Origin of the sequence: Agromyces sp. C10, from assembly GCF_023217995.1 — a bacterium.
GTDB lineage: Bacteria > Actinomycetota > Actinomycetes > Actinomycetales > Microbacteriaceae > Agromyces > Agromyces indicus.
Genome location: NZ_JALPSX010000006.1, coordinates 79,765 through 105,844 on the forward strand (window position 1 = coordinate 79,765; position 26,080 = coordinate 105,844).

Sequence of the window (26,080 nt, forward strand, 5' to 3'; positions counted from 1 at the left end):
GCCGAGCGGAGTCCACCATACTCGGGCTCGATGCGTGAGCCCGAGCAGGAGGACCGGCCATCAAGACGGACGATACGTAGGGCGGACGGGACTTGAACCCGTGACCGATGGATTATGAGTCCACTGCTCTGACCGGCTGAGCTACCGCCCCGCGCGCCGGATCACTCGGAGAGCGCGGCCGGCGCGTTGTCGGTGACCGGGTCGGTCACCGGCTTCCCACGATACAGATTCTCGAATGTGGTGATCGTGCGCTGGATGTCGTGCGCGGCGATGAGCCGGAGCGACTCCTCCTTCATCCGGCGGTATTCCTCGGGGGCCGCCTCGAGCACGAGTCGCAGCTTCGCGGCGAGGTCCTCGGCACTGCCCGGCTCGAACAGGTAGCCGTTCTCGCCGTCGTGGACCAGGTGCGGCAGGGCCATCGCGTCGGCCGCGACGACCGGCAGCGCCGACGCCATGGCCTCCATCGTCACGATGCTCTGGAGCTCGGCGATCGAGGGCATGGCGAGCACGGAGGCGCGGTGGTAGGCCTCGCGGAGCTCCTCATCGGTCACGTAGCCGGTGAACGTCACGCGATCGGCGATGCCGAGCTCGGCCGCCAGGTTCTCGAGGTTCCGCTTCTGGTCGCCGCCGCCGACGATCTCGACCTTCACGTCGAGCTCGTCGGGCAGCAGCGTGATCGCGTGGAGCAGGACGTCGATGTGCTTCTCGTGCGTGACGCGTCCGACGAAGATGATCCGGTTCTCGGTGCGCGGCTCCCAGTTCGGGGCGTACTTGTGCGCGTCGATGCCGCACGAGATCGCGTGGACGCCGCGGAGGCCCGTCGCGCGCTCGAGGAAGTCGGCGGCGCGGCGGGTCGGCGTGGTGACCGACTCGGCGCGGCTGAAGCTGCGGCGTGCGGCCTTCCAGGCGAGGCCCACGGCCCACTCCTGCCACGCCTTCGGGATGAGGGAGAACTCGAGCATGTTCTCGGGCATCATGTGGTTGGTGCCGACGATGCGGATGCCGCGCTTCTGCGCCTCGACGGAGAGCCCCCGCCCGACGATGATGTGCGACTGGAAGTGCACCACGTCGGGCTGCACTCGGTCGAGGATCCTGGCGCTGTTCTGCTTGATCCGCCAGGGCAGCGCGAACCGCAGCCAGTCGTGGGGGTACCAGCGCCAGCTGTAGAGGCGGTGCGCGGTCATCTCCTGACCCTCGTGCACCTCCTTCCACGTGCCGTGCTTCCGACTCGCGGCCGGCGCCATGACGTGCACGTCATGGCCTCGCTCGACGAGTCCCGCGGCGAGCCGCTCGGCGAAGCGCGCGGCGCCGTTGACGTCGGGCGCGAAGGTGTCGGCGCCGATCAGGATGCGGAGGGGACGCTCCGCGTCGGTATCGGCGGACGTGCTCGGGGTGTCGGACACGTGGTGCTGTACCTCGCAGTTCGTGGGCGGTGGAGTGCCCCGGGCGGGCTCACGCAGGCGGTCGCCGGGGGCCGTGCCGGCTCGATGGCCGGAGGCTTCATCCGAAGATAGTCTACGAGACGTCGCCCCACGGGCCCGGTGCCGCGCGGACGGACGGTCAGAGCCTCGTCTGCGGATGGTTCTTCGCCAGCCGGAACACGCCCCACACGGCGATGGCGCCCGTCACGATGAACACGAAGATCGCCCACAGCGGCGCCTGCGACGCCTCGCCCAGCACGATCACGCCGATGAGGACGGCGACCATGGGATCGACGACGGTGAGGCCCGCGATGACGAGGTCGGGCGGGCCGCTCGCGTAGGCGTTCTGCACGAAGTACGCCCCGAGGCCGGTGCCGGCGAGCAGGGCGAGCACGCAGAGGAAGGTGAGCCACTCGAACTCCCCCTGCTGGACCCGGTTCAGCACGACCTTCGCGAGCGTCGCGACGAAGCCGTAGATGACCCCGGCCATGATCACGTAGAACAGTGCCCGGATCCGATGGCGGAGCAGCCCGAAGGTGATCGCCGCAGCGGTGAGCACCACCCCGAGGATGACCAGGATCGTCACGATCTGCCCGTCCGTCACCGGTTTGCTCACCGCCGTGAAGGCGGCCACGCCGACGAAGACGAAGACGCCGCCCACGCACATGATGATCGCCACGACCGACTTCCGGCTGAGCTTCACGTGGTTGACGCGCGAGTTGAGGATCGACGTGATGACCAGCGCCAGCGCCCCGAGCGGCTGCACGACGATCAGCGGTGCGAAGTACAGGCTCGAGAGCTGGAAGACGATGGCGAGCCCCAGCATGAGCGTGCCGAGCACCCACGAGGGCCGCGCGAGCAGCAGCGCGAGCTGGCGCCCGTTCAGGCCCTTGCCGAGCGTGTCGGCGGTGAGCGCCTCGACCTTCACGACGCCGCGATGCTGGAACTGCGCTCCCAGGGAGAGGAACACCGCACCGATCAGGGCGAGCGGGATGCCGATGAACTGCCGCGGATCGAGCGGGATGAGCTCGGTCAACTCGGTGAGGTCGGGATCCACGCAACGACCCTACCCGCTCCCCCGCCGATATCCTTGCCGAATGGCCGTGCTCCCCATTCGAATCACGGGCGACCCCGTGCTCCATGCGCCCGCCTCCCCCGTCGAGCGGATCGACGACGAGATCCGGACCCTCGTGCGCGACCTCTACGAGACGATGGATGCCGCACCCGGCGTGGGCCTGGCCGCACCCCAGGCGGGGGTGCCGCTGCGCGTGTTCACGTACGGCTGGACCGACGAGGAGGGCACGGCGTGGCGCGGCGTCGCGATCAACCCCGAGCTGTGGATCTCACCGCCCGTCCCGGGCATGCCCGACGACGATGACGAGTCGGAGGGCTGCCTCTCGTTCCCGGGCGAGCGGTTCGCGCTCCGCCGCGCCGAGCGGGCGATCCTACGGGCCACCGACCTTGAGGGCGAGCCGTTCGAGATCGTGGCCGACGGATGGCTCGCGCGCATCTTCCAGCACGAGTACGACCACCTCGACGGCGTCCTCTACATGGACCGCCTCGACGACCACGACCAGCGCATCGTGCAGAAGATCACGCGCAAGCGCGGATGGGGCCGCCCCGGCGCGAGTTGGATGCCCGGCGTCGACGACCTGGAGGCCTGACCGGTCGACGGCGCCCGCGGCGCGGCATCCGTCGCCCCCGGTCAGGCGACGAGGCGGATGCCGGCGGCCACGGCGGCCGCGACCGCCACGACGACGATGAACGGGGTGCGCACCGCGTAGAGGGCCGCCGCGACGATCAGGGCCGGCACGCGGGCATCGACCGTGAGCCCCTGCCCCGCGCCGAGCGTCTGCACGGCGATGAGCGCCGCGAGCAGCGCCACGGTCAGCAGGTCGGCGATGCGGGCCGGGCGTTCACGCTCGAGGAGGCTCGCCGGGACGAGGTGTCCGGCGAGCTTCAGGGCGAGCGTGGCCGCGGTCGCGACGAGGATCACGTGCCAGACGGTCATGCCTCCCGCCTCCGCCCGAGCAGGTCGAACCAGCCGATGACCACGGCGACGAGCGCCGCGACGAGCACCGGCAGTCCGGGCGTGAGGACCGGGGTGGCGATGGTTGCGACGACCGCTGCGACGACCGCGGTCGCGCCGGCCTGCAGCCGTTTGAGCCGGGGCCAGAGCAGGCCGAGGAACGCCGCGGCCGCCGCGGCGTCGAGCCCGTACGCCCGCGTGTCGCCGAGCGCGTCGCCGATCAGGGCGCCGGCGAGCGTCGTGAGGTTCCAGCCGATGAAGATCGCGACGCCCGTCACCCAGAATCCGACGCGGGCCGCGCGGTCGGTGCTCTGCGCGAGGGCCACCGCCGTCGACTCGTCGATGGTGAGCCAGGCCGCCGCCACGCGGTGCGCCACGCCGCGACTGCCGACGACCGGCCGCATGCGCATGCCGTACACGACGTTCCGCACCCCGAGCAGGGCGGCCGCCGCGATCGCCGACCCGCCCGCGGCGACGCCACCGGATGCCACGACCCCGACGAGCGCGAACTGCGATCCGCCGGTGAACATCACGAGGCTCAGGAAGCACGCCTGCCAGACGTCGAGTCCCGAGGCGACCGCGAGGGCGCCGAACGAGACGCCGTAGGCGGCGGTCGCGAGGCCGACGGCGATGCCGTCGCGACGCGCCGTCCGGACGGCGGCGGCATCGGTGGCCGCGCCGGCGCCCGCGGCCGCATCGTCGGACACCAGTCGACCTCCCGGATCGCGAAAGGCCGCCCGGGAACCGGACGGCCTTCGAAGCTCCCCCACTTGGACTCGAACCAAGAACCTATCGGTTAACAGCCGATTGCTCTGCCAATTGAGCTATGGAGGATCGCGCACCGCGCAACGATCACTTTAGCAAAACGACCGCCGGACTCCCAATCCGAGGCGGACTCAGGTCCGTCAGTACCCGGCCTCGAGATCGACGACGCCGACGAACGCCCCGTCGCCGAGGAACGCGCGGGTGTTCGCCGCGATCCGCTCGGCGAACAGTGGGACGGTCATGTCGTCGGTGTCGGCGACGTGCGGCGTCACGATGCAGTTCGGAGCGGTCCACAGCGCGTGCCCGGCCGGGAGCGGTTCCGGGTCGGTGACGTCCAGGCCCGCTCCGCCGAGGCGGCCCGATCCGAGGGCGGCGACGAGTTCGCCGGTGTCGACGATCGCGCCGCGTGCGACGTTGACCAGCACCGCACCCCGGGGCATCGCCGCGAACGCCTCGCGGCCGAGCAGCCCGCGCGTCTCCTCGGTGAGGGCGGCCGTCACGACGACCACGTCGGCCTCGGCGAGGGCGTCGAGGAGCCGGGCGGTCGTCACGGTCCGGGCGGCGCCGGGCACCGCGGCATCCGTTCGCCGCACCACCGTCGCGTGCACCCCGAACGGCTCGAGCAGCCGCAGCAGTTCGGCGGTGATGCCGCCCCCGCCGACGATCACCACCCGCGCACCGTGCAGGGTGCGGCCGAGTTCGTCGTGCGCCCACTCCCCGGCGCGGATGCGGCGCGGCAGCTCGCGCAGGACGGCGAGGGCGAGCATGAGCGCGTGCTCGGCGACCGGCTGTGCGTACGATCCCTTGGCGCTCGTCCACGTCCGGCCGTCGCCGGAGTGGCGGCGGAGCAGGCCCGCGAACGCGTCCACGCCCGCCCACGGCAGCTGCACCCACGAGATCGCCGGATGCCGCTGCAGCAACTGCTCGAGCTCGGCCTCGCCGGCCGGGTGGGTCCAGACCAGGCCGCGCGTGGCCTCGGAGACGGGCGCGACTTCGCCGCCGGCCGACCGGACCGCGGCGGCGAACCGCGGCTCGGCGTCGGCCACGATCGCGATCGGGCCGCCGGTCGGCGCGGAGGTCACGCGCGCGGCTCGGGGCGGAGGTCGTCGCTCACGGCGTGCCCGCCGTCGATCGCCGCGCCGAGCGCCCGGACGTAGGGGTGCACCGGGTCGCGGAAGACCTCGTCCATCGTGCCCGCCGCCACGAGCCGGCCCTGGTCGAGCACCGCGATGCGGTCGGCGACGCGCCGGAGCACCGGCAGGTCGTGGGTGATGATGATCGACGAGAACGTGTGGCCGTCGCGGAGTTCGCCGATCAGCTCGGCGACCGCGTCGCGCACGGTGAGGTCGATGCCGGCCGTGGGCTGGTCGGCGACGAGGAGCGACGGGCCGAGCACGAGCGCGCGGGCGAGGGCCACGCGCTGCCGCTGCCCACCGCTGAGCTCGTACGGATACCGCTCGAGCATCCCGAGCGGCAGCCGCACCGCATCGACCATCGTCGCGACGCGCGTGGTGAGCGCCTTCCGCGGGTAGCGGTGGTCGCGCTCGAGGATCGGCTCGGCGATGATCTCGGCGACCGTGCGGTCGGACGGCAGCGTCTGGGCGGCATCCTGCGCCAGGTAGCCGACCCGGAACCGGAGCTCGGGCACCTTCCGGCGCGGGATGCCGCGCAGCGGCGTGCCGAGCACGATCGCCTCGCCGCCCGTGATCACCGGGCGGACCTCGCCGCCGGCGCCGCTCGGCTCGAACGCCGCGCCCGAGAGCACGCGCGCGAGCGTGGACTTGCCGCTGCCCGCGGAGCCGAGCAGGCCCAGGACCTCGCCCGGGGCGAGCCGCAGGTCGACGCCGCGGAGCGCGACGTGAGCGGCACTCGCCCCGTGGGCCGGGTACTCGATCGAGAGGTCGCTCGTGACCACCGGGTAGCCGTGCGTGACGCCGCGGCTCATCGCGCGACCTCGTCGAGGCGGTGCAGCTCGGCACGGCGCTCCGCCTGCGCGACCGGGTCGGGCACGGGCAGCGATGCGAGCAGGCGCTGCGTGTACGGATCCTTCGGCGCCCCGAGCACCTCGGCACCGGTCCCCTCCTCGACGAGGCGTCCGCGGTACAGCACCGCGATCCGGTCGGCGAGGAGGTCGACGACGGCGAGGTCGTGGCTGATGAACAGCGAGGCGAACCCGAACTCGCGCTGCAGCTCGGCGAAGAGCTCGAGGACGCGCGCCTGGACCGAGACGTCGAGCGCGGAGGTCGGCTCGTCGGCGATGAGCAGCTCGGGCTCGAGCGCGATGGCCCGGGCCAGGCTCGCACGCTGCCGCTGGCCGCCGGAGAGCTCGTGCGGGTACCGGTCGCCGTACGCGGCGGGCAGCTGCACGGCCTCGAGCAGTTCGTTCACGCGCGGGCGCGCGTCGCGCGCGTCGACGGCCCGCTCGTGGATCACCAGCGGTTCCGCGACGCACTCGGCAATCGTGAGCAGCGGGTTGAAGCTCGACGCCGGATCCTGGAACACGAACCCGATGCGACTGCGCGACGGACGGAACTGCCGCTCGCGGATGCCGTTCATCTCGTGACCGAGGACCTTCAGCGAGCCGCCCGTGACCTTCGTGAGTCCGGCGATCGCGCGACCGATGGTGGTCTTGCCCGACCCGCTCTCGCCGACGAGCCCGAGCACCTCCCCCGGCCGGATCGCGAGGTCGACGCCGTCGACGGCACGGAAGCCGGCACGGCCGAGGCGGCCCGGGTACTCGATCTCGAGCCCGCGGGCCTCGACGACCGGCGTGCCGGTCGCCCAGCCCTCCGGCCGCGCCGCGGCCCGCTCGGCCGCCTTGGCGACGCCGTGACCGACGTAGGGCACGGCGGCGAGCAGTCGCTTGGTGTAGTCGTCCTGCGGCGCGGCGAACAGCTCCCGGGCCGACGCCTCCTCGACGACGCGTCCCTGGTACATGACGACCACGCGGTCGGCGAGGTCGGCCACCACGCCCATGTTGTGCGTGATGAGCACGATCGCCGTGCCGAACTCGTCGCGCACCCGACGGAGCAGGTCGAGGATCTCGGCCTGCACCGTGACGTCGAGCGCCGTGGTCGGCTCGTCGGCGACGATGAGTCCGGGCTCGAGCACGAGCGCCATCGCGATGACGATGCGCTGCTTCTGTCCGCCTGAGAACTGGTGCGGGAAGTGGTCGACCCGCTCCTCGGGGTCGGGGATGCCGACCTTGCCGAGGATCTCGATCGCCTTCGCCCGCGCTTCGGCCTTGGAGACCCTGCCGTGGGCGCGGAGGCCCTCCATGATCTGCCAGCCGACCGTGTAGACCGGGTTCAGCGCCGTGGACGGCTCCTGGAACACCATGGCCACGTCGGTGCCGCGGATGGCGCGCAGTTGCGCTCCGCTCAGCGTGACGACGTCGTGCTCGGCCGTTCCGGCGCGGTTGGACAGCACGACGGCGCCGTTCGTCGTGGCAGTCTCGGGCAGCAGGCCGAGGATCGTCTTGGCGGTGACGGTCTTGCCGCTGCCGGACTCGCCGACGATCGCGACGACCTCGCCGCGCTCGACCGACAGGCTGACGTCGTCGACCGCCTTGACGGCGCCGGCATCGGTCGAGAACGAGACGCCCAGGTTGCGGATGTCGACCACCGTGCTCATCGCTTGACCTCGATCCCGTGTTCGTCGAACGTCTCCCCGTCTTCCAGGCCGCCCAGTCCGCCGGGACCGGCGACGAGGGTACCGCCGGGAACGACCGAGGTCTCGGCGACCTCGCCCGCGGCCTGCGCCACGCGGCGGCGGCCGCGCAGGCGCGGGTCGGCGAGGTCGTTGAGGCTCTCGCCGACGAGGGTGATGCCGAGCACCGTGAACACGATGGCCAGACCCGGGAAGAGCGCGGTCCACCAGATGCCGCTCGTGACATCCGACTGCGCCTTGAAGAGGTCGTAGCCCCATTCGGCGGCTGCCGTGGGCTCGATGCCGAACCCGAGGAAGCCGAGCGCCGCGAGGGTGAGGATCGCCTCGGAGGAGTTCAGGGTGATGATGAGCGGCAGCGTGCGCGTGGCGTTGCGCAGCACGTGCTTGAACACGATGCGGCGGTTCGACGCCCCGAGCACCTTGGCCGACTCGACGTACGCCTCGGACTTGATGCGCACGGTCTCGGCGCGGATGACGCGGAAGTACTGCGGGATGAACACGACCATGATCGAGATCGCCGCGGCGAGCACGCCGCCGAGGAGGCTCGACTGCCCTCCGGAGATCACGATCGACATGACGATCGCGAGCAGCAGCGACGGGAACGCGTAGATCGCGTCGGCCACGACGACGAGCACCCGGTCGAGCCATCCGCCGAAGTAACCGGCGTACAGGCCCAGTGCCACGCCGATGAAGATCGACAGCAGCACCGCGAGCACGATCACGAGGACCGCCGTCTGCGTACCCCAGATGACGCGGGAGAGCACGTCGTACCCCCCGACGGTCGTGCCGAGCAGGTGCTCGGGTGACGGCGGCTGCTGGGTGCCGAACGAGCCCGCGTCATCGCGGCGCTGGGCGTAGCCGTACGGTGCGAGCAGCGGCGCGAGGGCCGCGGTGAGCAGGAACACGCCGACCATGACGAGGCCGGCGACGAGCATGCCTCGCTGGAGGCCGACGCTCTGGCGGACCTGCCGCACCACGGGCAGGCGGTCGACGAGGCGGCGACGCGGGGCGGGGGCGGTGGCGACGGATGCCGTCGACATGTCAGTACCTCACCCTCGGGTCGATGAACGCCGCGATGATGTCGACGACGAAGTTCGTGAGCGCGACGATCACGGCGAGCAGCGCGACGATGCCCTGGACGGCGACGAAGTCCCGCGATTCCAGGAACTCGGCGAGGATGAAGCCGAGGCCCTTCCACTCGAACGTCGTCTCGGTGAGGACCGCGCCGGCGAGCAGGAGCGCGATCTGCATGCCGATGACGGTGATGATCGGGATGAGCGCCGGGCGGTACGCGTGCCGCTTGAGCAGCCGGCGTTCGCTGACACCCCGCGAGCGGGCCGCGTCGACGTAGTCCGTCGCGAGGGTGCCGATCACGTTCGTGCGCACCAGGCGGAGGAAGATGCCGGCGGTGAGCAGGCCGAGCGCGATCGCGGGCAGCACGGCGTGGGAGAGCACGTCGGCGACGACCCGGGGGTCGCCGGTGAGGATCGCGTCGATCGTGTAGAGCCCGGTGCGCGTGTCGAGCAGTTGCATCTGGATCTCGGAGCTCACGGTCGCCCGCCCGGCGACGGGCAGCCACTTCAGCCACACCGCGAAGACGAGCTTGAGCAGGAGGCCGGCGAAGAAGATCGGGATGGCGTACCAGAGGATCGCGAGCACGCGGTACACCGCGTCCTGCGGCCGGTCGCGGTGGTAGGCGGCGCGCAGGCCGAGCGGGATGCCGACGGCGAAGGCGACGATGAGCGAGTAGAAGACCAGCTCGAGCGTCGCGGGCCCGTAGGTGAGCAGCACCTCGAGCACCGGACGGTTCGTGGTGATGGTCTCGCCGAAGTTGCCCGTGAAGATCTGGCCGAGGTACTCGACGTACTGGACGAGGATCGGCCGGTCGTAGCCCGCCTCGGCCCGCAGTGCGGCGAGCTGGTCGGCGCTGAGCCGTCCGCCCTGCGCGGCGGTGATCGGGTCGCCCGTGGTCCGCATCAGGAAGAAGACGACGGTGACGAGGATGAAGATCGTGGGGAAGATCAGCAGGAAGCGGATGAGCAGGTACCTGGCGAATCCGCCGCCCTGCGCCTTCGCCTTCGGCCGATCCGGTTGGGGTATGCCCTCCGACGGGGACACGGTGTCAGCAGTGGTGCTCATGGATTCCTCAGGGGTACAGGGGAACGGGGGCGACCCGCGGTAGCAGATCGCCCCCGTCGTCGAGCTTCAACGACTCTAGCCCGTGGCTAGCCCTTCGACAGCGCCGCGTAGCGGAACTTGAACGACGCGTCGAGCGTGTCCTCGGCACCCTCGACGTCGGCGCCCACCACGGCGATCTGCGCGCCCTGCATGTACGGCAGGGTCGACAGGTCGGCCGCGACCTTCTCCTGGATCTCGCCGATGAGCGCCTCGCGCTCGGCGGGGTCGGCCGTGACGGCCTGCTGCAGGATGAGGTCGTTCACCTCGGGGTTGTCGTAGTGGTTCGCGAGGAAGTTCTCCGTGAGGAAGAACGGGGTGAGGTAGTTGTCGGCGTCCGAGTAGTCCGGGAACCAGCCGAGCTGGTACACCGGGTACAGGTCGGCGACGCGGTCGTCGGAGTACTGCACCCACTCGGTCGACTGCAGGTTCACCGAGAACAGGCCGTCGGCCTCGAGGCTGTCCTTGATGACCGCGTACTCGTCCGACGACGACGGGCCGTAGCGCTCCGCGACGTACTGGATGCTGATGTCCAGCGGCGTCTCGATGCCGGCCTCCTCGAGGACCGCGGCGGCCTTCTCGGCGTCGGGCGCGCCGTTGCCGTCGCCGTACAGCTCCTTGAGCGACTCGTTCGCGCCGGTCAGCCCCTCGGGGACGTAGGAGTACAGCGGGGTGAAGGTGCCCTTGTAGACGTCCTCCGAGATCGCGTCGCGGTCGATGAGGTGCGCGATGGCCTGGCGGACGGCCAGCGCCTTCGCCTCGTCGGCCTCGGGCGTGGTCGCCCCGAACGGCATCGTGTTGAAGTTGAAGACCATGTAGCGGATCTCGCCGCCGGGGCCGTCGACGACCTTCACGTTGTCGTTGCCGCGGAGGTCCTCGATGTCGGTCGCGCTGAGCGTGCGGTGCGCGACGTCGATGTTGCCCTCCTGGACGTCGAGCTTCAGGTTCGACGCGTCGGTGTAGTAACGGACGTTCACCGTCTCGGTCTTCGCCTCGCCGAGCAGGCCCTGGTAGTCGGGGTTCGCCGTGTAGGAGACGAGCTCGTTGAAGTTGTAGTTCGAGATGGTGTACTGACCGGCGAACGCCTCGCCCTCGACGATCTCGTCGTCGGAGGTGAGCGCGTCGGCCGAGAAGACGTCCTCGTCGACGATCGGGCCGACCGGGCTGGAGAGGATCTGCGGGAAGATCTGGTCGTTCGGCGACTTGAGCGTGAAGACGACGGTGAGGTCGTCGGGCGCCTCGACGCTGTCGAGGTTGTACAGCAGCGACGACGGGCCGTTGGGGTCGGCGATCGCGAGCTGTCGGTCGAAGGAGAACTTCACGTCGGACGAGGTGAGCTCGTTGCCGTTGGCGAAGGTGAGGCCGTCCTTCAGGGTCACGGTGTACTCGGTGTCCGACGTGAACTCGGCCGACTCGGCGATGTCCGGCTCGACGTCCGGGCTGCCGTAGGGCGTGTTCATCAGGAACGGGTACACCTGATTCATGACCGCGAACGAGCCGTTGTCGTACGAGCCGGCGGGGTCGAGCGCGGTGATCTGCTCGGTGGTGCCGATCGTCAGCGTGCCGGCGGCGTCGCCGCCGTCGTCGCTCCCGCCGGCCGTGCAGCCGGTGAGGGCGAGGGCCGTGGCGGAGAAGCCCGCGGCGAACGCGAGCGCGCGCCTGCGGTTCGTGGATGCGGATGCCATATCCGTCTACCTCTTCCTGTCGGGTGACCGCGCGCGGGGTCGCCGCGTCGCGATCTCGTATCTCTCAGGCCTAGCACAACGGCGGTCCCCCGTTCGGGGCGCGGTGTCCCCGGGGCTCGAATGTGACCGATCTGCAACCTTGTGCTCAGGTGAGCACGGGCGCCGCTGAGCGGCCCTCAGTTCGGGCGATGGGCGGGGCGACGGATGCCGCGGCGGCGAGCCTCGTCGCCGTCAGTCGCCGCGCAGCCGGCGACGCTCCTGCTCGAGCGCGACGAGACCGCGCTGGATCGCGGCGTAGGTCGCGGTGTCGCCGCGGTCGGTGCGCTGGAGCCGGCCGAGGAGCTCCTGCTTCTGACGGAGCAGCTCGCGGTCGACGAGCGCGCCGACGACGCCCCGGACGTAGGCGGTGAGCTCGACGGCGTTGCGCTGCGGCACCGGGAGCACCGCGAGCTGCTGCACGATCGACGCGAACGGCGCAGGCACCTCGGCGACGACGCGGTCGACGGTCACCGTCGCGGTCGCGGTCGAACCGGGTGCGGGCGAACCCGTGGCGGTGGTGGCGAGCGCCGAGGCGATGCCGTCGCGGACCACGGCGAGCGTGGCGTTGCCGAACCGGCAGTCGACGCCCTGACGCAGCAGGTCGATCCCGACCGCCTCCGGGTACTGGAGCATGGCCTGCAGGGCGTCCCGCTCCAGGCGCGTGGCCGGGTCGTTCGGCAGGTGGCGGATCGAGTAGGCGCGTTCGGGTTCGCCGTCCAGGGTGGGAGCGTTCCGGGCTGCGTCGCCGCCCTCGGGCCGGCGGCGCTCCCCGGGGCCGCCGTCCGGCCCCGGCCGCCCTCGGCGCTCTTGCCCGCGCTCGTCGCGTTCGCCCCGACCCTGTCCTCCGCGCTCCCGGCCCTCCGCCGCGCGAACCGCACGGCTGACCTCGCCGAGCTCGACGCCGAGCATGCGCGCGAGCTCGCGCGTGTATCCGGGCCGCAGCGCCGGGTCGCGGATGTCGGCGACGATGGGCGCCGCGGCCCGCAGCGCGTTGACGCGACCCTCGACCGTCTCGAGGTCGAACCGCGAGAGCGTGTGCCGGATGACGAACTCGAACATCGGCGTCTTCGCCTCGACGAGCGTGCGCACCGCGGCGTCGCCCCGCGCGAGACGCAGGTCGCACGGGTCGAGGCCGTCGGGCGCGACCGCGACGAACGTCTGCGCCGCGAACCTCCGCTCCTCGCCGAACGCGCGCATCGCCGCCTTCTGCCCGGCTTCGTCGCCGTCGAACGTGAATACGACCTCGCCCACGCCGGAGTCGTCGCCCAGCACGCGGCGGAGCACCTTGATGTGGTCGACGCCGAACGAGGTGCCGCAGGTCGCGATCGCGGTGGTCACGCCCGCGAGGTGGCAGGCCATGACATCCGTGTACCCCTCGACCACGACGACGCGGTGCGACTTGGCGATGTCGCGCTTGGCGAGGTCGAGCCCGTAGAGCACCTGCGCCTTGTGGTAGATCGCGGTCTCGGGGGTGTTCAGGTACTTGGGGCCGTTGTCGTCCTCGAGCAGGCGGCGCGCGCCGAATCCGACGGTCTGGCCGGTGACGTCGCGGATCGGCCAGACGAGCCGCCCGCGGAATCGGTCGTACACGCCGCGGTCGCCTTGGGAGACGAGGCCGGCCGCCGCGAGTTCCTCGCTCGTGAAGCCGCGCCCGCGCAGGTGGTTCGTGAGCGCGTCCCAGCTCTTCGGCGCGAAGCCGACGCCGAACCGGCGCGCCGCCTCGGCGTCGAAGCCGCGCTCGCCGAGGAAGCGGCGCCCCACCTCGGCCTCGGGCGAGCCGAGGCGTTCGACGAAGAACTCCGCCGCGGCCTGGTTCGCGGCGAGCAGCCGGGCGCGGTTGCCGTGCTCGGCTGCCGGACCGCCGTCCTCGTAGTGGAGCTCGAATCCGATGCGGCCGGCGAGCCGCTCGACCGCCTCGGTGAACGTCACGTGGTCCATGCGCTGCAGGAACGTGTAGACGTCGCCCGACTCGCCGCATCCGAAGCAGTGGTAGAAGCCGCGCTGGGGAGTGACGTGGAAGCTCGGGCTGCGCTCGTCGTGGAAGGGGCAGAGGCCCTTCATGGAGCCGACACCGGCGGACTTCAGGGAGACGTGCTCGCCGATGATGTCGGCGATGTTCGTGCGAGCCTTCACCTCTTCGACATCGCTCTGTCGAATGCGGCCCGCCATGGTGATCATCCTATTCCGCGGATGCCGCCCCGCGGCCGGGACGGCGGAGTCAGCGCTGCACGAGCCGCTCGTACCAGGCCAGTGCGGACTGGTCGGTGAGACTCGCGACCTGGTCGACGACGACCCGCTTGCGCGCGGCGTCGTCGGCGGCCTGGCGCCAGTCCTCGGCGAAGCCCGCGTCGAGGTTCGCGTCGCCCGTCTCCCAGAGCACGTCGGCGAGGGCGGTGAGCACCTGCCGCTGCTGCGAGTAGATGGGCTGCCGGGTGTTCCGCGACATGACGAACGCGGCGACGATGCCCTTCAGCACCGCGATCTCGGCCTGGATCTCGCGCGGCACGACGACGTCGGCGTCGAACCGGATGAGGCTCTCGACCGGGTGGTGCGCGCGCGTGGCCTCGGTCGCGGCGTGGGCGAACCGGCCGATGAGCTGGCTCGTGAGGTTCTTCAGTGCGGCCTGGTCGCGCCGGCTGCCCTCCCACGACGAGAGCCACGCGTCGAGCGAGTCGAGCCGGTCGAAGGCGGCGATCAGCTCGTCGTGGCCGATCGCGCCGCCGATCCAGTCGTGCATCGCCGTCACCAGGTCGTCGTGGTCGACGCGCCGGCCGAGCGCCGCGACGTCGATGTAGCCGCCGACGATCGCATCCTCGAGGTCGTGCACCGAGTAGGCGATGTCGTCGGAGAGGTCCATGACCTGCGCCTCGACGCAGAGCCGGCGCTCGGGGGCACCCCGTCGCATCCACTGGAACACGTCGACGTCATCGGCGTAGAAGCCGAACTTGTTGCGGCCGCTCGGGTCGCCGACGCCGGCGATCTCGGGCCACGGGTACTTGCAGCTCGCGTCGAGGCTCGCCCGGGTGAGGTTGAGGCCGAGCGGACGGCCCTCGGGCGAGAACACCTTGGGCTCGAGCCTCGTGAGGATCCGCAGCGTCTGCGCGTTGCCCTCGAACCCGCCGATGTCGGCCGCCCACGTGTTCAGCGCCTTCTCGCCGTTGTGGCCGAAGGGTGGGTGCCCGAGGTCGTGCGCGAGGCACGCGGTGTCGACCACGTCGGGGTCGAGGCCCAGGCTGCCGGCGAGCTCGCGGCCGACCTGCGCGACCTCGAGCGAGTGCGTGAGGCGGTTGCGCGCGAAGTCGAGCCCCGAGGTGGGGCTCAGCACCTGGGTCTTCGCCGCGAGCCGTCGGAGGGCGCTCGAGTGCAGGAGCCGGGCCCGGTCGCGGGCGAAGTCGCTGCGTCGGCGGTTCTCGTGCTGTTCGGGCAGGAAGCGTTCGGCGTCGGCCTCGTGGTAGCCGCCGAAGAGTCGGTCGCGCACGCGCTCAGCCGCCCGACGTGTCGAGCTCGGCGTCGACGAGGGTCGCGCGGTCGTGGCCGGCGAGTTCCTGCGACTCGAGCCAGCCGTCGGGCAGGGCGGGGTTCTTCGGCGTGCCGGCGCGGCCGCGCGGTCCCTCCGCGCCCTCGCCGGGGTACGGGGTCGACCAGTCGAGCGTGCCGAGCAGATCGTCGAGCTGGGCGAGCGACTCGACGGTGGCAAGCTTCGCGCGCAGGTCGCCGCCGACCGGGTAGCCCTTGAAGTACCAGGCGACGTGCTTGCGGATGTCGCGGCATCCGCGCTCTTCGCTGTCGAAGAACTCGGTGAGCAGCTCGGCGTGGCGACGGAACGTGCGGGCCACGTCGCCGAGCGACGGCTCGGCCTTGACGTGCTCGCCCCGGAACGCGGCCGCGAGGTCGCCGAACAGCCACGGACGGCCGAGGCAGCCGCGACCCACGACGACCCCGTCGCATCCGGTCTCGTCGACCATGCGCAGCGCGTCGTCGGCCGACCAGATGTCGCCGTTGCCGAGCACCGGCACGCTCGTCACGGTCTGCTTGAGCTTCGCGATCGCCGACCAGTCGGCCTGGCCCGAGTAGAACTCGGCCGCCGTGCGGGCGTGCAACGCGATCGACGCGACGCCCGCACCCTCGGCGATGCGCCCCGCCTCGAGGTAGGTGAGGTGGTCGGCGTCGATGCCCTTGCGCATCTTGATCGTGAGCGGGACCGCGCCGGCGGCCTTCACGGCGCCCTCGACGATGTCACGGAACAGCCCGGACTTCCACGGGAGGGCCGCTCCCCCACCCTTGCGGGTCACCTTCGGCACGGGGCAGCCGAAGTTGAGGTCGATGTGGTCGGCGCGGTCTTCGGCGACGAGCATCGTGACCGCCTCGGACACCGTCTTCGGGTCGACGCCGTAGAGCTGGATGGAGCGCGGGGTTTCGGACTCGTGGTGGCGGATGAGGCGCATCGACTCGGGCGTGCGCTCGACGAGCGCGCGGCTCGTGATCATCTCGCTGACGTAGAGGCCGGCGCCGAACTCGCGGCACAGCCGCCGGAAGGCCGTGTTCGTGATGCCCGCCATGGGGGCGAGGACGACCGGCACCTCGAGGTCGAGGCCGCCGATCGTGAGCGGGCGTGAGGGGGTCGTGGTCGTTGGCATCGCCATCGATTCTCCCAGACGACCGGGCCTTCCCGCCCGGCGCCCCCGCGGGTCGGCCTAGGATGCCGACATGGCCGCACTGTGGAGGATCGCATGACCGCGTTCGAGGGGCTCACCGGCGTCGAGCGCGTTCGGGCGGATGCCGCGGCGCGGAGCCTCGACATCGACGTGATCGAGCGGCCGGCCGCACGCAGCCTCGAGGAGGCCGCCGAGTTGCTCGGCATCACGCCGGCCGACATCGTGAAGTCGCTCGTGGTCAAGAAGAGCGACGACACGTACGTCTTCGCGCTCGTGCCCGGCGGCCGCAAGATCAGCTGGCCGAAGCTGCGCGCCCTGCTGTCGGTGAACAAGCTGCAGCTGCCCGACGCGTCGCTCGCGCTCGCCGCGACCGGCTACGAGCGCGGCACCATCACCCCGCTCGGGTCGACGACCCCGTGGCCCGTCATCGTCGACGCGACGATCCCGGGCCGGCGGGTCTCGATGGGCGCGGGCGAGCACGGCCGCAGCCTGTTCGTCGACGCCGACGCGCTCGTGCGCGCGTTCGACGCGACCGTCGCCGACATCACCGACCCCGAGTAGCCGGGGCGCCTGCTGCGCAGGCTGCGCTGCGTCGCGAGAGGACGCAACACGCCGCGTGCGCACGCGTGCGGACGGCGTGTTGCGTCCTCTCGCGCGGGCGCAGGCGGAGCCGAGACCTACTCCCCCGACGCCTCCGGCACGGCGCACACGTCGCCCTCGCACACGACGCCCTCACCACCGAGCATGGTGAACGGCGCCGGCGCGGCATCCGTCTCGCGACCGCTCACGCCGCGGCCTCGCGCTCGCCCGCGACCTGCGTCAGCACCTGCGAGAACACTTCGGCGGGCTGTGCACCGGACACGCCGTACTTGCCGTCGAACACGAAGAACGGCACCCCCTGGATGCCGTACGCACCCGCCTGCGCGATGTCGGCCTGCACGTCGGAGCCGTAGCGGCCCGACTCGAGCGCCTCGCGCGCGGCATCCGCGTCGAGTCCGACCTCGACGGCGAGCTCCACGAGCTCGTCGATGCGCCCCACGTGACGCCCCTCGGTGAAGTAGGCGCGGAAGAGGCGCTCGGACAGCTCGAGCTGCAGTCCGTGCTCCTTGGCGAAGTGCAGCAGCTCGTGCGCCTTCAGCGTCTTCGTGTGCACGACCGCGTCGAAGTCGTACGAGAGCCCCGCCTGCGCGGCGATGCCGGTGACGCGCTCGAGCATCTGCTCGACCTGCTCGACCGGCATCCCCTTCCGGTGGGCGAGGAAGTCCACCGTCGAGCCCGCGTAGTCCACGGGCGTGTCGGGCGACAGCTCGTACGAGTGGTACTCGATCTCCACGGCGGGTGCGGCGTCACCGAGCGCGGCGATCCCGCTCTCGAGGTGGCGCTTGCCGATGTAGCACCACGGGCACGCGATGTCGGACCAGATGTCGATCTTGATGGGGCTCGTCACGCTGTGGGCCAACGGATGCCGCATCCGGCGTATTCCCGCGGCGGCACCCATCGGCGTGCCGGGCTGACTCGGAGGCCGTTCGGGCGAGCCCCCTTCGACCCTGATCGTCGCGACTCGTCCGCGGACAGCCCGCGATCACCAGGTGAGCTCGATCTCCAGCTCGTTGTCGCCATCTTCGCCGAGCTCCACCTCGACCTTGAGGTCCACCTGGTCGGGGACGCGCACGGTGATCCGCCGCCCCGCGCGCTCGAATTCGACCGAGTTGTTCTTCGCGAGCGCGTCGGCGAGTGCGCGGAGCCTGGCAGCTGCCTCTTCGCGGCTCATGCGTCGCGTGTCGTCGATCTCGAACAGGTCCATGGCGTCTCCCCGTGGTGATGTGTTCTCGACCGTAGCGACCTGCGGCCATCGAGCACCAGCGTCGTGCAGGCGCGACCGCACGCGCTCGAGACTGCCTGGATCGAAGCTCGCACCGACGGTACCGTCGGCTGAATGGATCTACTTCTGGCTGGCGTGCTTGTGATCTTCGTGCTCGGTCTCATCAGCCTCACCGGTTCACTCCGTGTCATCCGGGACTCGACCGAACGAACTGCAGCAGCAACGGAGGCGCTGCTCGAACTCGAGCGCGCGAAGCAACGAGCCGATCGACACAGCCACTGACGATCTGTCGGCGAGCGGGTGTCAGGATGAGATCGCTCGAGGCTCGAGCCTGCGTGCGCGTCGGGCTGCGATCGCGATCACCGCAATGGCAGCGAGAAGTGTCGCTATCTGCGCGAGCGCCATGTCGACCATCACCCTGACTCCTCGCCGTGGGCGGACCGGTCCGGCAGCGACGCAAGTACGAACCACACTGAAAATCGCCCGGCATGATGGTTCGGTGCCTCGCTCCGCCGAACCAGCTCTGCGCGCCGGGAGATGATGCGTCGAATGAACGACGGATGGGCTCTCGAGGGGAACGGACGAGCACCGGGATGACAATGCGTCACGTCGTGCTGCCGCCGGCGTGGCGGCTCGCACTCGACCTGATCAACCCGGTGACCTGGATGTTCGGGGTCTCATGGTCACCCGCATACCGCACGTTGACCGTTCGCGTTGCCGAAGACGTCCGTCTATACCGCCAGACCACGGGCAAAATCCCCAGCAGTTGGCCGCAGGAGTACTCGTGGGAGGTACCAGACGGTCCGGTCCAATCCTGAACCGGTCGAGACGCCATGGCACCTACCGTGCCTCGCGTCACCGACGAACTCCGAGACGGCGAAAGCTCCATCTGCTCGCCATGTGGGCCGTCACCGAGGGCGATGGGTCAGCCCCGACCGTCGTTCTCGTCGTAGACCGCGGAGCTCGCATTCGCCATTAATCGCGTCAGCATTACCCGATCGGCGAGCAGCGTTGCCGCTGAATCCATCAGCGCTCGAGCGTCGCGTTCAGTCGGTGAGGTGACGACGAGTTCGTCGGCCTCGGCATCGAAGTTCGCACTGCGGGCAACTGCGGGAACTGTCGATGCGAACCACGTCCGCAGCGCCGCGAGGACGGTATGGCCGTTCACATCGGCGTCGAACGAACCTGCCATGGCGTCCTCGATGGTCCCGAAGTCCCGGAGGATCACCGACCATGTTCCGTCGGTCGACGTGACAATGTCGAATCCACTTCCGGCGTGGATGGTGCCTTCCTCCTTCGGATGCCGTCCGTCGCGCAGGTCAACCGTCCATCCTCGTCGACGGGCCTCACCGAGGAAGTCGTCGGCGAGGCGCGGGCCCTCCAGGATGCGTACGTCAGTCGCGCGCGAGGACAACAGGTGTGTCCAGTCGTCCTGCGAACCGCATTCGTCAATGAACAGGCGGCGCAGGGAACGAAGCGCGGCGAGCGCATGCAACGATTCGAGGTTCCGGACCGCGAGGAATGCAGCATCTTCGAGGTTGACGCACGGCTCGAGGCTTCGCAGGTCGAATCGTGACGTGGGTCTGATGATGAGGTGGCGGAGAGAACCTGGATTGGCCAGGGTGGGTAACGCGTGGAGCGCGGGGCTTTCCCACGTGATGACGGAGGTGACGTTCGGTCCGAGAGGAGGGAGCCTCGTTCGGCCGGCATTCAACAATGTGACCTGGCGCAGAGTTGGGGATCCCAGAATCGATCTGATCGTCGGCGTGGGCGTTCCCTCGAACTCTTCAATGTGTAGACCACTGAGATCTTGCTCGCCGCGCCCGGGTACGCCGTTGCGTGCGACAAAGACCTTCACATCCGAGTCGCGTAGCGCCGGACCGATGTTCAGAACCGGACCACGTGGCGACAGCACCAGCTCACGAGCTTCACGGACCGCTGGGGCAACATCGAGGAGATCGAACGCTCGGTCGGTCGTGCCGCCTTGGATTACCAGCGTGTGCGAGGAGCGAACTGCCTGAACAACGTCACCCATGCGCGGCAGTGGCGCGTCGAGGTCGATGATCGCCGGGTCGGGCAGATCATTATCGATCATCGGTGCGTTCCTCGGTTTCTCCCTGGAGCAGCGAGCGCGTCCGCTTCGGACTCACTAGCATCCCTCGATTGGCCTGCGGTGCTAGCTTGACCGAAAGCGAATGGAGCGTCGATGGAGATCGTCATCATCGCCATAGTGGTCGGGATCGCTCTCCTTGGCGGGCTCATCTGGATCCTGACGGTCCGGGACCGTCGAAACTCCCAGGGATTGGATCACGCTGCGGACGCATCGCACGCTGAGGCGCAGGCCCGCGCGTATGGAGCCGGTGCTGCCCGGGATGCCGGCAAGGGCGCCATCCCCTGACCTGACGTCGCGCGCCTAGCGTCGCTGAGCACGCACGATCCCTCAGCGGTGCGGCCGACGTAGGGTGGCAGGGTCGAGGCCGGGATCAGATCTGCGGGGCGTCGACGTTCTGCTGGCAGAGGATGGCGCCGTGAGGCCGATGTCCTCGCCCGGTTCGCCGATAGGTCTCAAGGACTTCGAAGCCGTTTGTTTCCAAGACTTCGTGCAGCGCGGATGCCGGCCACCGGTACGCAGGTGCGACAGCGTGGTCGATCTCATCGGTCGTCGAGCCATCGAAGAAGCCCAGCACCAAAGCTCCACCCGGACGCAGCACACGCGCGAACTCGCCGATCGGTATCGAGATGCGCGACGGATGGTGGTGAATCGTCGAGTACCAGGAGAGCACGCCCCCGAAGTGGTCGTCAGGTGCTTCGAGGTGGTCGATGCTCCCGAGGTCGAACCGGATCCCGGGGTAGGTCGAGCGAGCGTGCTCGATGAAGGCCGGAACGATATCGATGCCGCAGACGTCCAGGCTGCGGTCGGCGATGTGTTTCGTCCAGTGCCCAGGCCCACACCCCGCGTCGAGCACCGGGCCGCTTACCATCTCAGCCCAGCTGTCGATGAGCTGCCGATCGGCCGGGTGGACGGCATCCATCGATCCGAGACGGTCCGTGTACTCGGCGGCGCGGCGGGAGTACGCCTGGGCCACATCGGTCATCGCCCTGAGCGTATCGACCGATTGCGAGGAGGAGGCTGCGCCGCCCTCGATCATGCCCTCGCTCAGACTCACCGACGATCCCCCAGCGCGATCTGCAAGCGCGCCATCGAGGCATCATCGTGGGGCTCCGCTACGAGCGGCGGAGCGCCACGGTCGCTTCCGCCGCGGTGACGACCTCATCGGCGAGGTCTCGGAACTGCCGGTCGCTGGCGGGAACGATGAGCAGCGACTGCTCCCTCACCGGCACGATCCCGATGGCGTACTCTCGGCCGCGCTCGGTGCCCGACACGATGATCGCGCGCTCCCGAAAGTCACCGAAGTCGGCGCTGCCGACGTCGACCGTGGCGACCCGGTCGAACCGCAACCGTGCTCCGCCGGACCATCCCATGCGGGGAAAGGTCCGAAGCTCCATCGCCTCGGGCGTCAGCGTCAGCAACTGGTACGTCGTCCAGGGCCGAACGTACGTGTCGAACGTACGCCGCTCAGACGGCGGAAACGACGAGAAGTCCGCGGTCGTGCGCACGGCGAGACAGTCAGCCGCGAGATCGGATGCGTCGCGGAGCCGGCGAAGCCTCGAACGGCCGATCGCGAACGATACCAACCAGAGCGGCGTCATCAGCAGCGGCAGCATCAGCGTGGCAGTCGCTGCCAAGATCCCATTCACCGGCCCTGATCGTGAGCCGACCGTCACCCCAGCGATGATCACGATCACCGAGATGATCGCGAGGTAGAGCGCTCCGAGGCGACGCTTCGGCGACAGGCCGGCTCGCCGTCTCACGCTCAGCATCGCACCACGCCCGGCAACTCCATCCGTCGACCTGACTCAGAGTATTCGAAGCATCACCGAGCGGACATCCGCTGACAAGCGCAGCCAAGAGCGTCGGAGCCCACTTCGGCGCACGGACGATCCCTTAGCGCGACTTGCTCGATGGAATTCATCCGCCGTGCGCACGGATAGGGTCATCGGGGACGAGAGGAGTAATGGCTTGACGGATCAGCTCGGCCGGTCGGCAGGACCTGGATGGTACGAAGACCCGGAGTCCACGGACCTACTCCGCTGGTGGGACGGCACTCGATGGTCAGACGACGCATTCCGACCCAAGCCGACCGCGGAGGAATCGGCGAACCCCTTCGCGCAACGTGCACGGAAGGTCTTCTCCTGGGCTCTGATCGTGGTCGTGCTCTTCTGGATCATCCCGATCACTCTGACCCTCTTCCCCAGCTACGAGCTGCAGACCGTCGGCGTCATCCTCGCCTGGCTCGGAGCTCTGCCGGCTCTGATACTCACCGCTCTCACAATCGTGTTCGGCGCGATCGGACTGAGTCGGTCACGGCAGGTGAACGGCGTGGGACGCGGCAATGCCCTTCTCGGCCTGGTCGGAGGCATCAGCCTCTTCGCAGTGCCGGGACTGCTCGCACTCATCAGTGTCGCCGTCATGATCACCATCGCGAACATCTGACGATCCCTTAGCGGGCGGCGTGCTAGATGCTTGCCTCCCACCCGTCGTACTCGGCTTGAGGATGAACTGCAACGATTCCCTCGAAGAACATGCGAGCCTCGCGAACGCTGTCTGTGTCCAGGATGACGTCGTGTCGTTCGGGGACAACGACCCAGCTGCCATCTTCGGAGGCGGCTCGATCCATGAGTTGCAGTTCCCATCCGGCGGCGGAGATCGCAGTGGCGGCCTCTCGAGCTGCGGCTTCGTCGGCGAAGTACAGGTAATGCACCCAGTGTCGGGGCTCCGTCAAGTCGGCACCGTGCTTGACCAGTTGATGCATCACCATGTCATCGCCCGCATGCCCGGAGGACGGCAGCGCAGGCTTCTTCTTTCCGAACCAACCCATGGGTGAAGTATCGGTCCTTCAGAGCGGGAAACTCGAATCGGCGAGCTCGACGCGGGCGGCGCGAAGAGCCGTTCACCCGCAAAACGCGGTTCTTAGGTCGAGACCTCCGTACTCGGACGATCCCTCACTGCGAGCGTGCAGGCGGCGTGCTCAGTAGTGTGGCGCCATGCATCGAATGCCGGCGTCGCTACTCGTCGCGCTCATCCTTTCGGGCGTTCTCGTAGTCACCGGTGTGCTGGTGATCCTCCTTGCGCCTCAGGCATCAGCGTCCTTCGGATGGTTCGCCTACCAGCCGCTTTCCGACGCGGTGTTCGTCCCCGGCGGGTTCATCGTCCTGACGCAGGCAGCCATTGTCGGCGGGGTCCTGGCGATCGTGGGCCTCATCGGACTCGCTGCCGTCGTTGGCTTCGCCCTCGGCCGTCGCCGTCGCGGGGCCGAGTAGCCGATCCCTCAGTGCGACTGGTGCCCCACCATAGGCTGGCCGCCATGGATCAGCAACGTTGGCAGAAGCTCGTCGATTGGCCGCTTGCGATCGCCGCCATGGCATTCCTCGTCGCGTACTCGTGGCAAGTGATCGGCGAACTCACCGGCACCGCCGCGGACGTCGCTGAGGCAGTCATCTGGGTCACCTGGGGGCTGTTCGTCATCGATTACGTCGTCAACCTGTGGCTCGCCGCGCATCGGTGGCGTTGGTTCTCCACCCATCTGTTCGACCTTGCAATCGTGGTCCTCCCGATGCTTCGACCACTTCGGCTGCTCCGTCTGGTAACTCTCCTCGCCGTGCTCCAGCGCACGGCCGGCGCAGCGTTCCGTGGTCGGGTGATCCTCTACGTCATCGGCGCATCGCTGCTGCTGGTCTGGGTCGCTGCCGTTGCCGTCCTCGATGCGGAGCGCGGTCAGGATGGGTCGATCCAGACGATCGGAGATGGACTGTGGTGGGCGTTCGTGACCATCACGACGGTTGGTTACGGAGACTACTTCCCCGTGACGCCGACAGGTCAGTTCATCGCGGTCGGGGTGATGATCGGCGGAATTGCCCTGATTGGTGTGGTCACGGCGACCCTGGCGTCCTGGATCGTTGAGAAGGTGGGCCAGTCCACGAGCAACGACCAAGCTGCCACGAGAGTTGAGATGGACCTGCTCACAGCAGAGATCCGCGCTCTTCGAGAAGAGCTCACCCGCGGCTGACTTCATCTCGGCCGATCCCTCATCGGGCAGCTAACTTCTCAGGCGCTGGGCTGGCCGTTTAGTCCACAATCGAGACACCGGCGGTGGGCGCGGGTGAGAGGAACGTTGGTGGGGAAGAAGCTTCTGTTCGACCGAGCGCCGGTGAGCGTGATGGCCGGCGCCATGGCACTGATCACGTCAGCGGGTCTCTTCTTCATCAACGCAATACCCGTCTTCTACCTGTCTCAGTACGCGGGCTATCCCCTGACAGCGGTGATTCTGACCGTCATCCTCTTCTCCGTGTTCTCCGTCGTGGCGATATCAGTCCCGCTGCTGTGCGCCTTCTTCGTCTTTCGAGGACATCGGTGGCCCTTGTTCGTCGCGACGGGCTTCGCAATCTTGACGATGATGGGCGTCGTCGATGCGACCTTGACCTTCATCGCCGGCGCGGTCGCTGCGTCGGTCGGCGCGGTGCTGCTGTGGCTCCCGTCGGCACGGGAGTACGGCCGGGCTGCGCAGCGCGAACGCCGGAGCCGACGAGGACTCATCGAGCCGAGACGGCCCGCCCGCCGTTAGAACGGCGGCGATCAGAGTCGCGCCGCCTCGCGACCGCCGGGGATCCCTCAGCGGGCCGTCGCGAGGATCGTTGCGCTCGCGCTCCGCGCGTGAGACCGCCAAGCGTGGATTCGTTCGTCGTGTGGAACACCCTGGTCTTGGGAGGCGCCGCAGTCGCGGCGGCAGGGGTCGTGGGTTTGGCAATGTGGGTCAGAAGCCGCAAGCGCCAGTCCTGACGGGTTCCCCTACTGAAGTTGCCGATCGAGTCGAGAACCGGGCTCACCCGCGGAGTAGCCGTGACTGCACGCGCTCGACACTGTGATCGTCGAGCCCGTTGTCCGTGAGGTAGCCAGCGACGTCGAGGTCGGCAAGAAACTCGCGAAGTTCGCGCTCACGCCGGTCGTTGAGTACGGCAAACTCAGTCGAGTTGACCGCGTCGACGATGCCGGCACTGCCGGCGGCGAGGGGGTGGTCATTCATCGCTCGTACCGCGCCGAAGTAGTCATCGATGATCTCCTCCTCATCGATCCCGCACAGTTGCAGCAGCATCGCGGCGATCATGCCGGTGCGGTCGCGGCCCGCAGCGCAGTGAACGATCACGGCGCCATCGGCGTCGGCAAGGTCGGCGAACACGGCGACGATCAACTCGGGCCAGCGTTCGAGCGCCTCGGAATAATAGCCAGGCGAATCGAGTGCGGGCCATCGCGCCATGAACGCGGCGTTGGACTGGTCTTCGACCGGCCGGTGCCGACGAATGAAGGACGAATCGACTGCGGCTCCCACTTCGTCGGCGTTGCGCAGGTCGATGATCGTGCGGACTCCCGCTGCGAGTAGGTGCGCCCTGCCGGCGCCGTCCATGCCGTCGAGGTGCGCGGAGCGGTAGACACGGCCCGGGCGAGTGGTGCCGAACCTCCCACTAAGCCCCCCCGAGATCCCAAACGTTGGGCAGCTCGGCCCACTCCATACGACGCGTCACCTTCGCAAAGCTACCTCGACCACCCAGCCGAAGCGGGCAGAGCGGACCCCCTCTGGGTCACCACAGGCTGCGCACCGCCCGAGAGCCGGTCCGCCGGCGACGCATGGACGATCCCTTAGCGGTCAGCCGAGCTCACCGACGTCTGGTCATCCGTTTCGTGGCCTCGTCCGCAGCGCCATTCG

Annotated in this window: 28 protein-coding genes, 2 tRNA genes and 1 pseudogene; 9 read left to right on the top strand and 22 right to left on the bottom strand. The window is 69.4% G+C overall.

Features of this window, described 5'->3' with window-relative positions; translation table 11 throughout:
* Positions 1-77: 77 nt before the first annotated feature.
* The 3 genes from M1L56_RS08310 to M1L56_RS08320 form a co-directional block, all read right to left on the bottom strand.
* A tRNA-Ile gene (locus M1L56_RS08310) sits at positions 78-151 on the bottom strand.
* Positions 152-161: 10 nt separating this feature from the next.
* On the bottom strand, positions 162-1,403 hold the full coding sequence (locus M1L56_RS08315; RefSeq protein WP_248598861.1) for a glycosyltransferase: 1,242 nt from the start codon (positions 1,401-1,403) through the stop codon (positions 162-164).
* A 157-nt stretch (positions 1,404-1,560) separates the two neighbouring features.
* Positions 1,561-2,478, bottom strand: coding sequence for a DMT family transporter (locus M1L56_RS08320; RefSeq protein ID WP_248598862.1), 918 nt, complete (start codon positions 2,476-2,478; stop codon positions 1,561-1,563).
* 40 nt (positions 2,479-2,518) lie between these two features.
* On the opposite strand from M1L56_RS08320, the gene def reads away from it, so the two are divergent.
* Positions 2,519-3,085: a peptide deformylase gene (gene def, locus M1L56_RS08325; protein WP_248598863.1), complete on the top strand. Its 567-nt coding sequence runs from the start codon at positions 2,519-2,521 to the stop codon at positions 3,083-3,085.
* A 41-nt stretch (positions 3,086-3,126) separates the two neighbouring features.
* Here the strand turns inward: def and M1L56_RS08330 are convergent, their stop codons facing one another.
* The 12 genes from M1L56_RS08330 to dusB all read right to left on the bottom strand — a co-directional run bounded on the left by M1L56_RS08330 (position 3,127) and on the right by dusB (position 16,420).
* The gene (locus M1L56_RS08330; protein WP_248598864.1) at positions 3,127-3,432 is read right to left on the bottom strand and encodes an AzlD domain-containing protein; all 306 of its coding nucleotides are present in this window, start codon (positions 3,430-3,432) and stop codon (positions 3,127-3,129) included.
* On the bottom strand, positions 3,429-4,157 hold the full coding sequence (locus M1L56_RS08335; RefSeq protein ID WP_374256282.1) for an AzlC family ABC transporter permease: 729 nt from the start codon (positions 4,155-4,157) through the stop codon (positions 3,429-3,431). The genes M1L56_RS08330 and M1L56_RS08335 overlap by 4 nt, the downstream gene beginning before the upstream one ends.
* Before the next feature lie 54 nt (positions 4,158-4,211).
* Positions 4,212-4,284, bottom strand: a tRNA-Asn gene (locus tag M1L56_RS08340).
* 71 nt (positions 4,285-4,355) lie between these two features.
* Complete coding sequence (locus tag M1L56_RS08345; RefSeq protein ID WP_248598865.1) at positions 4,356-5,297, bottom strand: D-isomer specific 2-hydroxyacid dehydrogenase family protein; 942 nt, start codon at positions 5,295-5,297, stop codon at positions 4,356-4,358.
* Positions 5,294-6,160 (bottom strand): ATP-binding cassette domain-containing protein, encoded by an 867-nt coding sequence (locus tag M1L56_RS08350; RefSeq protein ID WP_082847308.1) that lies wholly within the window; start codon positions 6,158-6,160, stop codon positions 5,294-5,296. Before M1L56_RS08350 ends, M1L56_RS08345 begins: the two co-directional genes overlap by 4 nt.
* Entirely contained in the window at positions 6,157-7,848 is a 1,692-nt protein-coding gene (locus M1L56_RS08355) for an ABC transporter ATP-binding protein (RefSeq protein ID WP_248598866.1), read from the bottom strand. The genes M1L56_RS08350 and M1L56_RS08355 overlap by 4 nt, the downstream gene beginning before the upstream one ends.
* The gene (locus M1L56_RS08360) at positions 7,845-8,924 is read right to left on the bottom strand and encodes an ABC transporter permease (RefSeq protein ID WP_248598867.1); all 1,080 of its coding nucleotides are present in this window, start codon (positions 8,922-8,924) and stop codon (positions 7,845-7,847) included. Before M1L56_RS08360 ends, M1L56_RS08355 begins: the two co-directional genes overlap by 4 nt.
* Before the next feature lies 1 nt (position 8,925).
* The gene (locus M1L56_RS08365; protein WP_248598868.1) at positions 8,926-10,023 is read right to left on the bottom strand and encodes an ABC transporter permease; all 1,098 of its coding nucleotides are present in this window, start codon (positions 10,021-10,023) and stop codon (positions 8,926-8,928) included.
* Positions 10,024-10,109: 86 nt separating this feature from the next.
* Positions 10,110-11,744, bottom strand: a complete 1,635-nt coding sequence (locus M1L56_RS08370; protein WP_248598869.1) for an ABC transporter substrate-binding protein — start codon at positions 11,742-11,744, stop codon at positions 10,110-10,112.
* 231 nt (positions 11,745-11,975) lie between these two features.
* Complete coding sequence (gene dnaG / locus M1L56_RS08375; protein WP_248598870.1) at positions 11,976-13,952, bottom strand: DNA primase; 1,977 nt, start codon at positions 13,950-13,952, stop codon at positions 11,976-11,978.
* Positions 13,953-14,001: 49 nt separating this feature from the next.
* On the bottom strand, positions 14,002-15,261 hold the full coding sequence (locus M1L56_RS08380; RefSeq protein ID WP_248598871.1) for a deoxyguanosinetriphosphate triphosphohydrolase: 1,260 nt from the start codon (positions 15,259-15,261) through the stop codon (positions 14,002-14,004).
* A gap of 4 nt (positions 15,262-15,265) precedes the next feature.
* A complete protein-coding gene (dusB, locus tag M1L56_RS08385) occupies positions 15,266-16,420 on the bottom strand; it encodes a tRNA dihydrouridine synthase DusB (protein ID WP_374256287.1) in 1,155 nt (384 codons plus the stop codon).
* Between the two features lie 93 nt (positions 16,421-16,513).
* Here dusB and M1L56_RS08390 point away from each other — a divergent pair, with 93 nt between their 5' ends.
* Positions 16,514-16,999, top strand: coding sequence for an aminoacyl-tRNA deacylase (locus tag M1L56_RS08390; RefSeq protein WP_067950270.1), 486 nt, complete (start codon positions 16,514-16,516; stop codon positions 16,997-16,999).
* Between the two features lie 223 nt (positions 17,000-17,222).
* Here the strand turns inward: M1L56_RS08390 and M1L56_RS08395 are convergent, their stop codons facing one another.
* Both M1L56_RS08395 and M1L56_RS08400 read right to left on the bottom strand, forming a co-directional pair.
* Complete coding sequence (locus M1L56_RS08395; protein ID WP_248598873.1) at positions 17,223-17,885, bottom strand: DsbA family oxidoreductase; 663 nt, start codon at positions 17,883-17,885, stop codon at positions 17,223-17,225.
* 135 nt (positions 17,886-18,020) lie between these two features.
* The gene (locus tag M1L56_RS08400; RefSeq protein WP_248598874.1) at positions 18,021-18,242 is read right to left on the bottom strand and encodes an amphi-Trp domain-containing protein; all 222 of its coding nucleotides are present in this window, start codon (positions 18,240-18,242) and stop codon (positions 18,021-18,023) included.
* Between the two features lie 132 nt (positions 18,243-18,374).
* Between M1L56_RS08400 and M1L56_RS08405 the strand changes: the two genes are divergently transcribed.
* Positions 18,375-18,542 carry a hypothetical protein gene (locus tag M1L56_RS08405; protein ID WP_248598875.1) on the top strand — a complete coding sequence of 56 codons (168 nt, stop codon included), beginning with the start codon at positions 18,375-18,377 and terminating at the stop codon, positions 18,540-18,542.
* Positions 18,543-19,185: 643 nt separating this feature from the next.
* On the opposite strand, the gene M1L56_RS08410 is transcribed toward M1L56_RS08405, so the two are convergent.
* Entirely contained in the window at positions 19,186-20,355 is a 1,170-nt protein-coding gene (locus tag M1L56_RS08410; RefSeq protein ID WP_248598876.1) for a hypothetical protein, read from the bottom strand.
* Positions 20,356-20,466: 111 nt separating this feature from the next.
* Between M1L56_RS08410 and M1L56_RS08415 the strand changes: the two genes are divergently transcribed.
* Positions 20,467-20,658 carry a hypothetical protein gene (locus M1L56_RS08415; protein WP_248598877.1) on the top strand — a complete coding sequence of 64 codons (192 nt, stop codon included), beginning with the start codon at positions 20,467-20,469 and terminating at the stop codon, positions 20,656-20,658.
* An 85-nt stretch (positions 20,659-20,743) separates the two neighbouring features.
* Here M1L56_RS08415 and M1L56_RS08420 read toward each other — a convergent pair whose 3' ends face one another.
* Together M1L56_RS08420 and M1L56_RS08425 are read right to left on the bottom strand one after the other, a co-directional pair.
* Positions 20,744-21,427, bottom strand: a complete 684-nt coding sequence (locus M1L56_RS08420; protein ID WP_308198836.1) for a class I SAM-dependent methyltransferase — start codon at positions 21,425-21,427, stop codon at positions 20,744-20,746.
* 58 nt (positions 21,428-21,485) lie between these two features.
* Positions 21,486-22,142 (bottom strand): hypothetical protein, encoded by a 657-nt coding sequence (locus M1L56_RS08425; RefSeq protein ID WP_248598878.1) that lies wholly within the window; start codon positions 22,140-22,142, stop codon positions 21,486-21,488.
* Positions 22,143-22,299: 157 nt separating this feature from the next.
* Here M1L56_RS08425 and M1L56_RS16100 point away from each other — a divergent pair.
* Together M1L56_RS16100 and M1L56_RS16105 are read left to right on the top strand one after the other, a co-directional pair.
* Positions 22,300-22,452, top strand: a pseudogene (locus M1L56_RS16100) (DUF2510 domain-containing protein); the annotation flags it as partial.
* 81 nt (positions 22,453-22,533) lie between these two features.
* Entirely contained in the window at positions 22,534-22,815 is a 282-nt protein-coding gene (locus M1L56_RS16105; protein ID WP_248598977.1) for a hypothetical protein, read from the top strand.
* Between the two features lie 22 nt (positions 22,816-22,837).
* Here the strand turns inward: M1L56_RS16105 and M1L56_RS08440 are convergent, their stop codons facing one another.
* On the bottom strand, positions 22,838-23,200 hold the full coding sequence (locus M1L56_RS08440) for a ribonuclease E inhibitor RraB (RefSeq protein ID WP_248598879.1): 363 nt from the start codon (positions 23,198-23,200) through the stop codon (positions 22,838-22,840).
* 166 nt (positions 23,201-23,366) lie between these two features.
* On the opposite strand from M1L56_RS08440, the gene M1L56_RS08445 reads away from it, so the two are divergent.
* The 3 genes from M1L56_RS08445 (at position 23,367) to M1L56_RS08455 (ending at position 24,943) form a co-directional block, all read left to right on the top strand.
* A complete protein-coding gene (locus M1L56_RS08445) occupies positions 23,367-23,642 on the top strand; it encodes a hypothetical protein (protein ID WP_248598880.1) in 276 nt (91 codons plus the stop codon).
* A gap of 44 nt (positions 23,643-23,686) precedes the next feature.
* On the top strand, positions 23,687-24,388 hold the full coding sequence (locus M1L56_RS08450) for a potassium channel family protein (protein ID WP_248598881.1): 702 nt from the start codon (positions 23,687-23,689) through the stop codon (positions 24,386-24,388).
* 108 nt (positions 24,389-24,496) lie between these two features.
* A complete protein-coding gene (locus tag M1L56_RS08455; protein ID WP_248598882.1) occupies positions 24,497-24,943 on the top strand; it encodes a hypothetical protein in 447 nt (148 codons plus the stop codon).
* A gap of 258 nt (positions 24,944-25,201) precedes the next feature.
* On the opposite strand, the gene M1L56_RS08460 is transcribed toward M1L56_RS08455, so the two are convergent.
* Positions 25,202-25,855, bottom strand: coding sequence for a tyrosine-protein phosphatase (locus M1L56_RS08460; protein WP_308198840.1), 654 nt, complete (start codon positions 25,853-25,855; stop codon positions 25,202-25,204).
* Between the last annotated feature and the right edge of the window lie 225 nt (positions 25,856-26,080).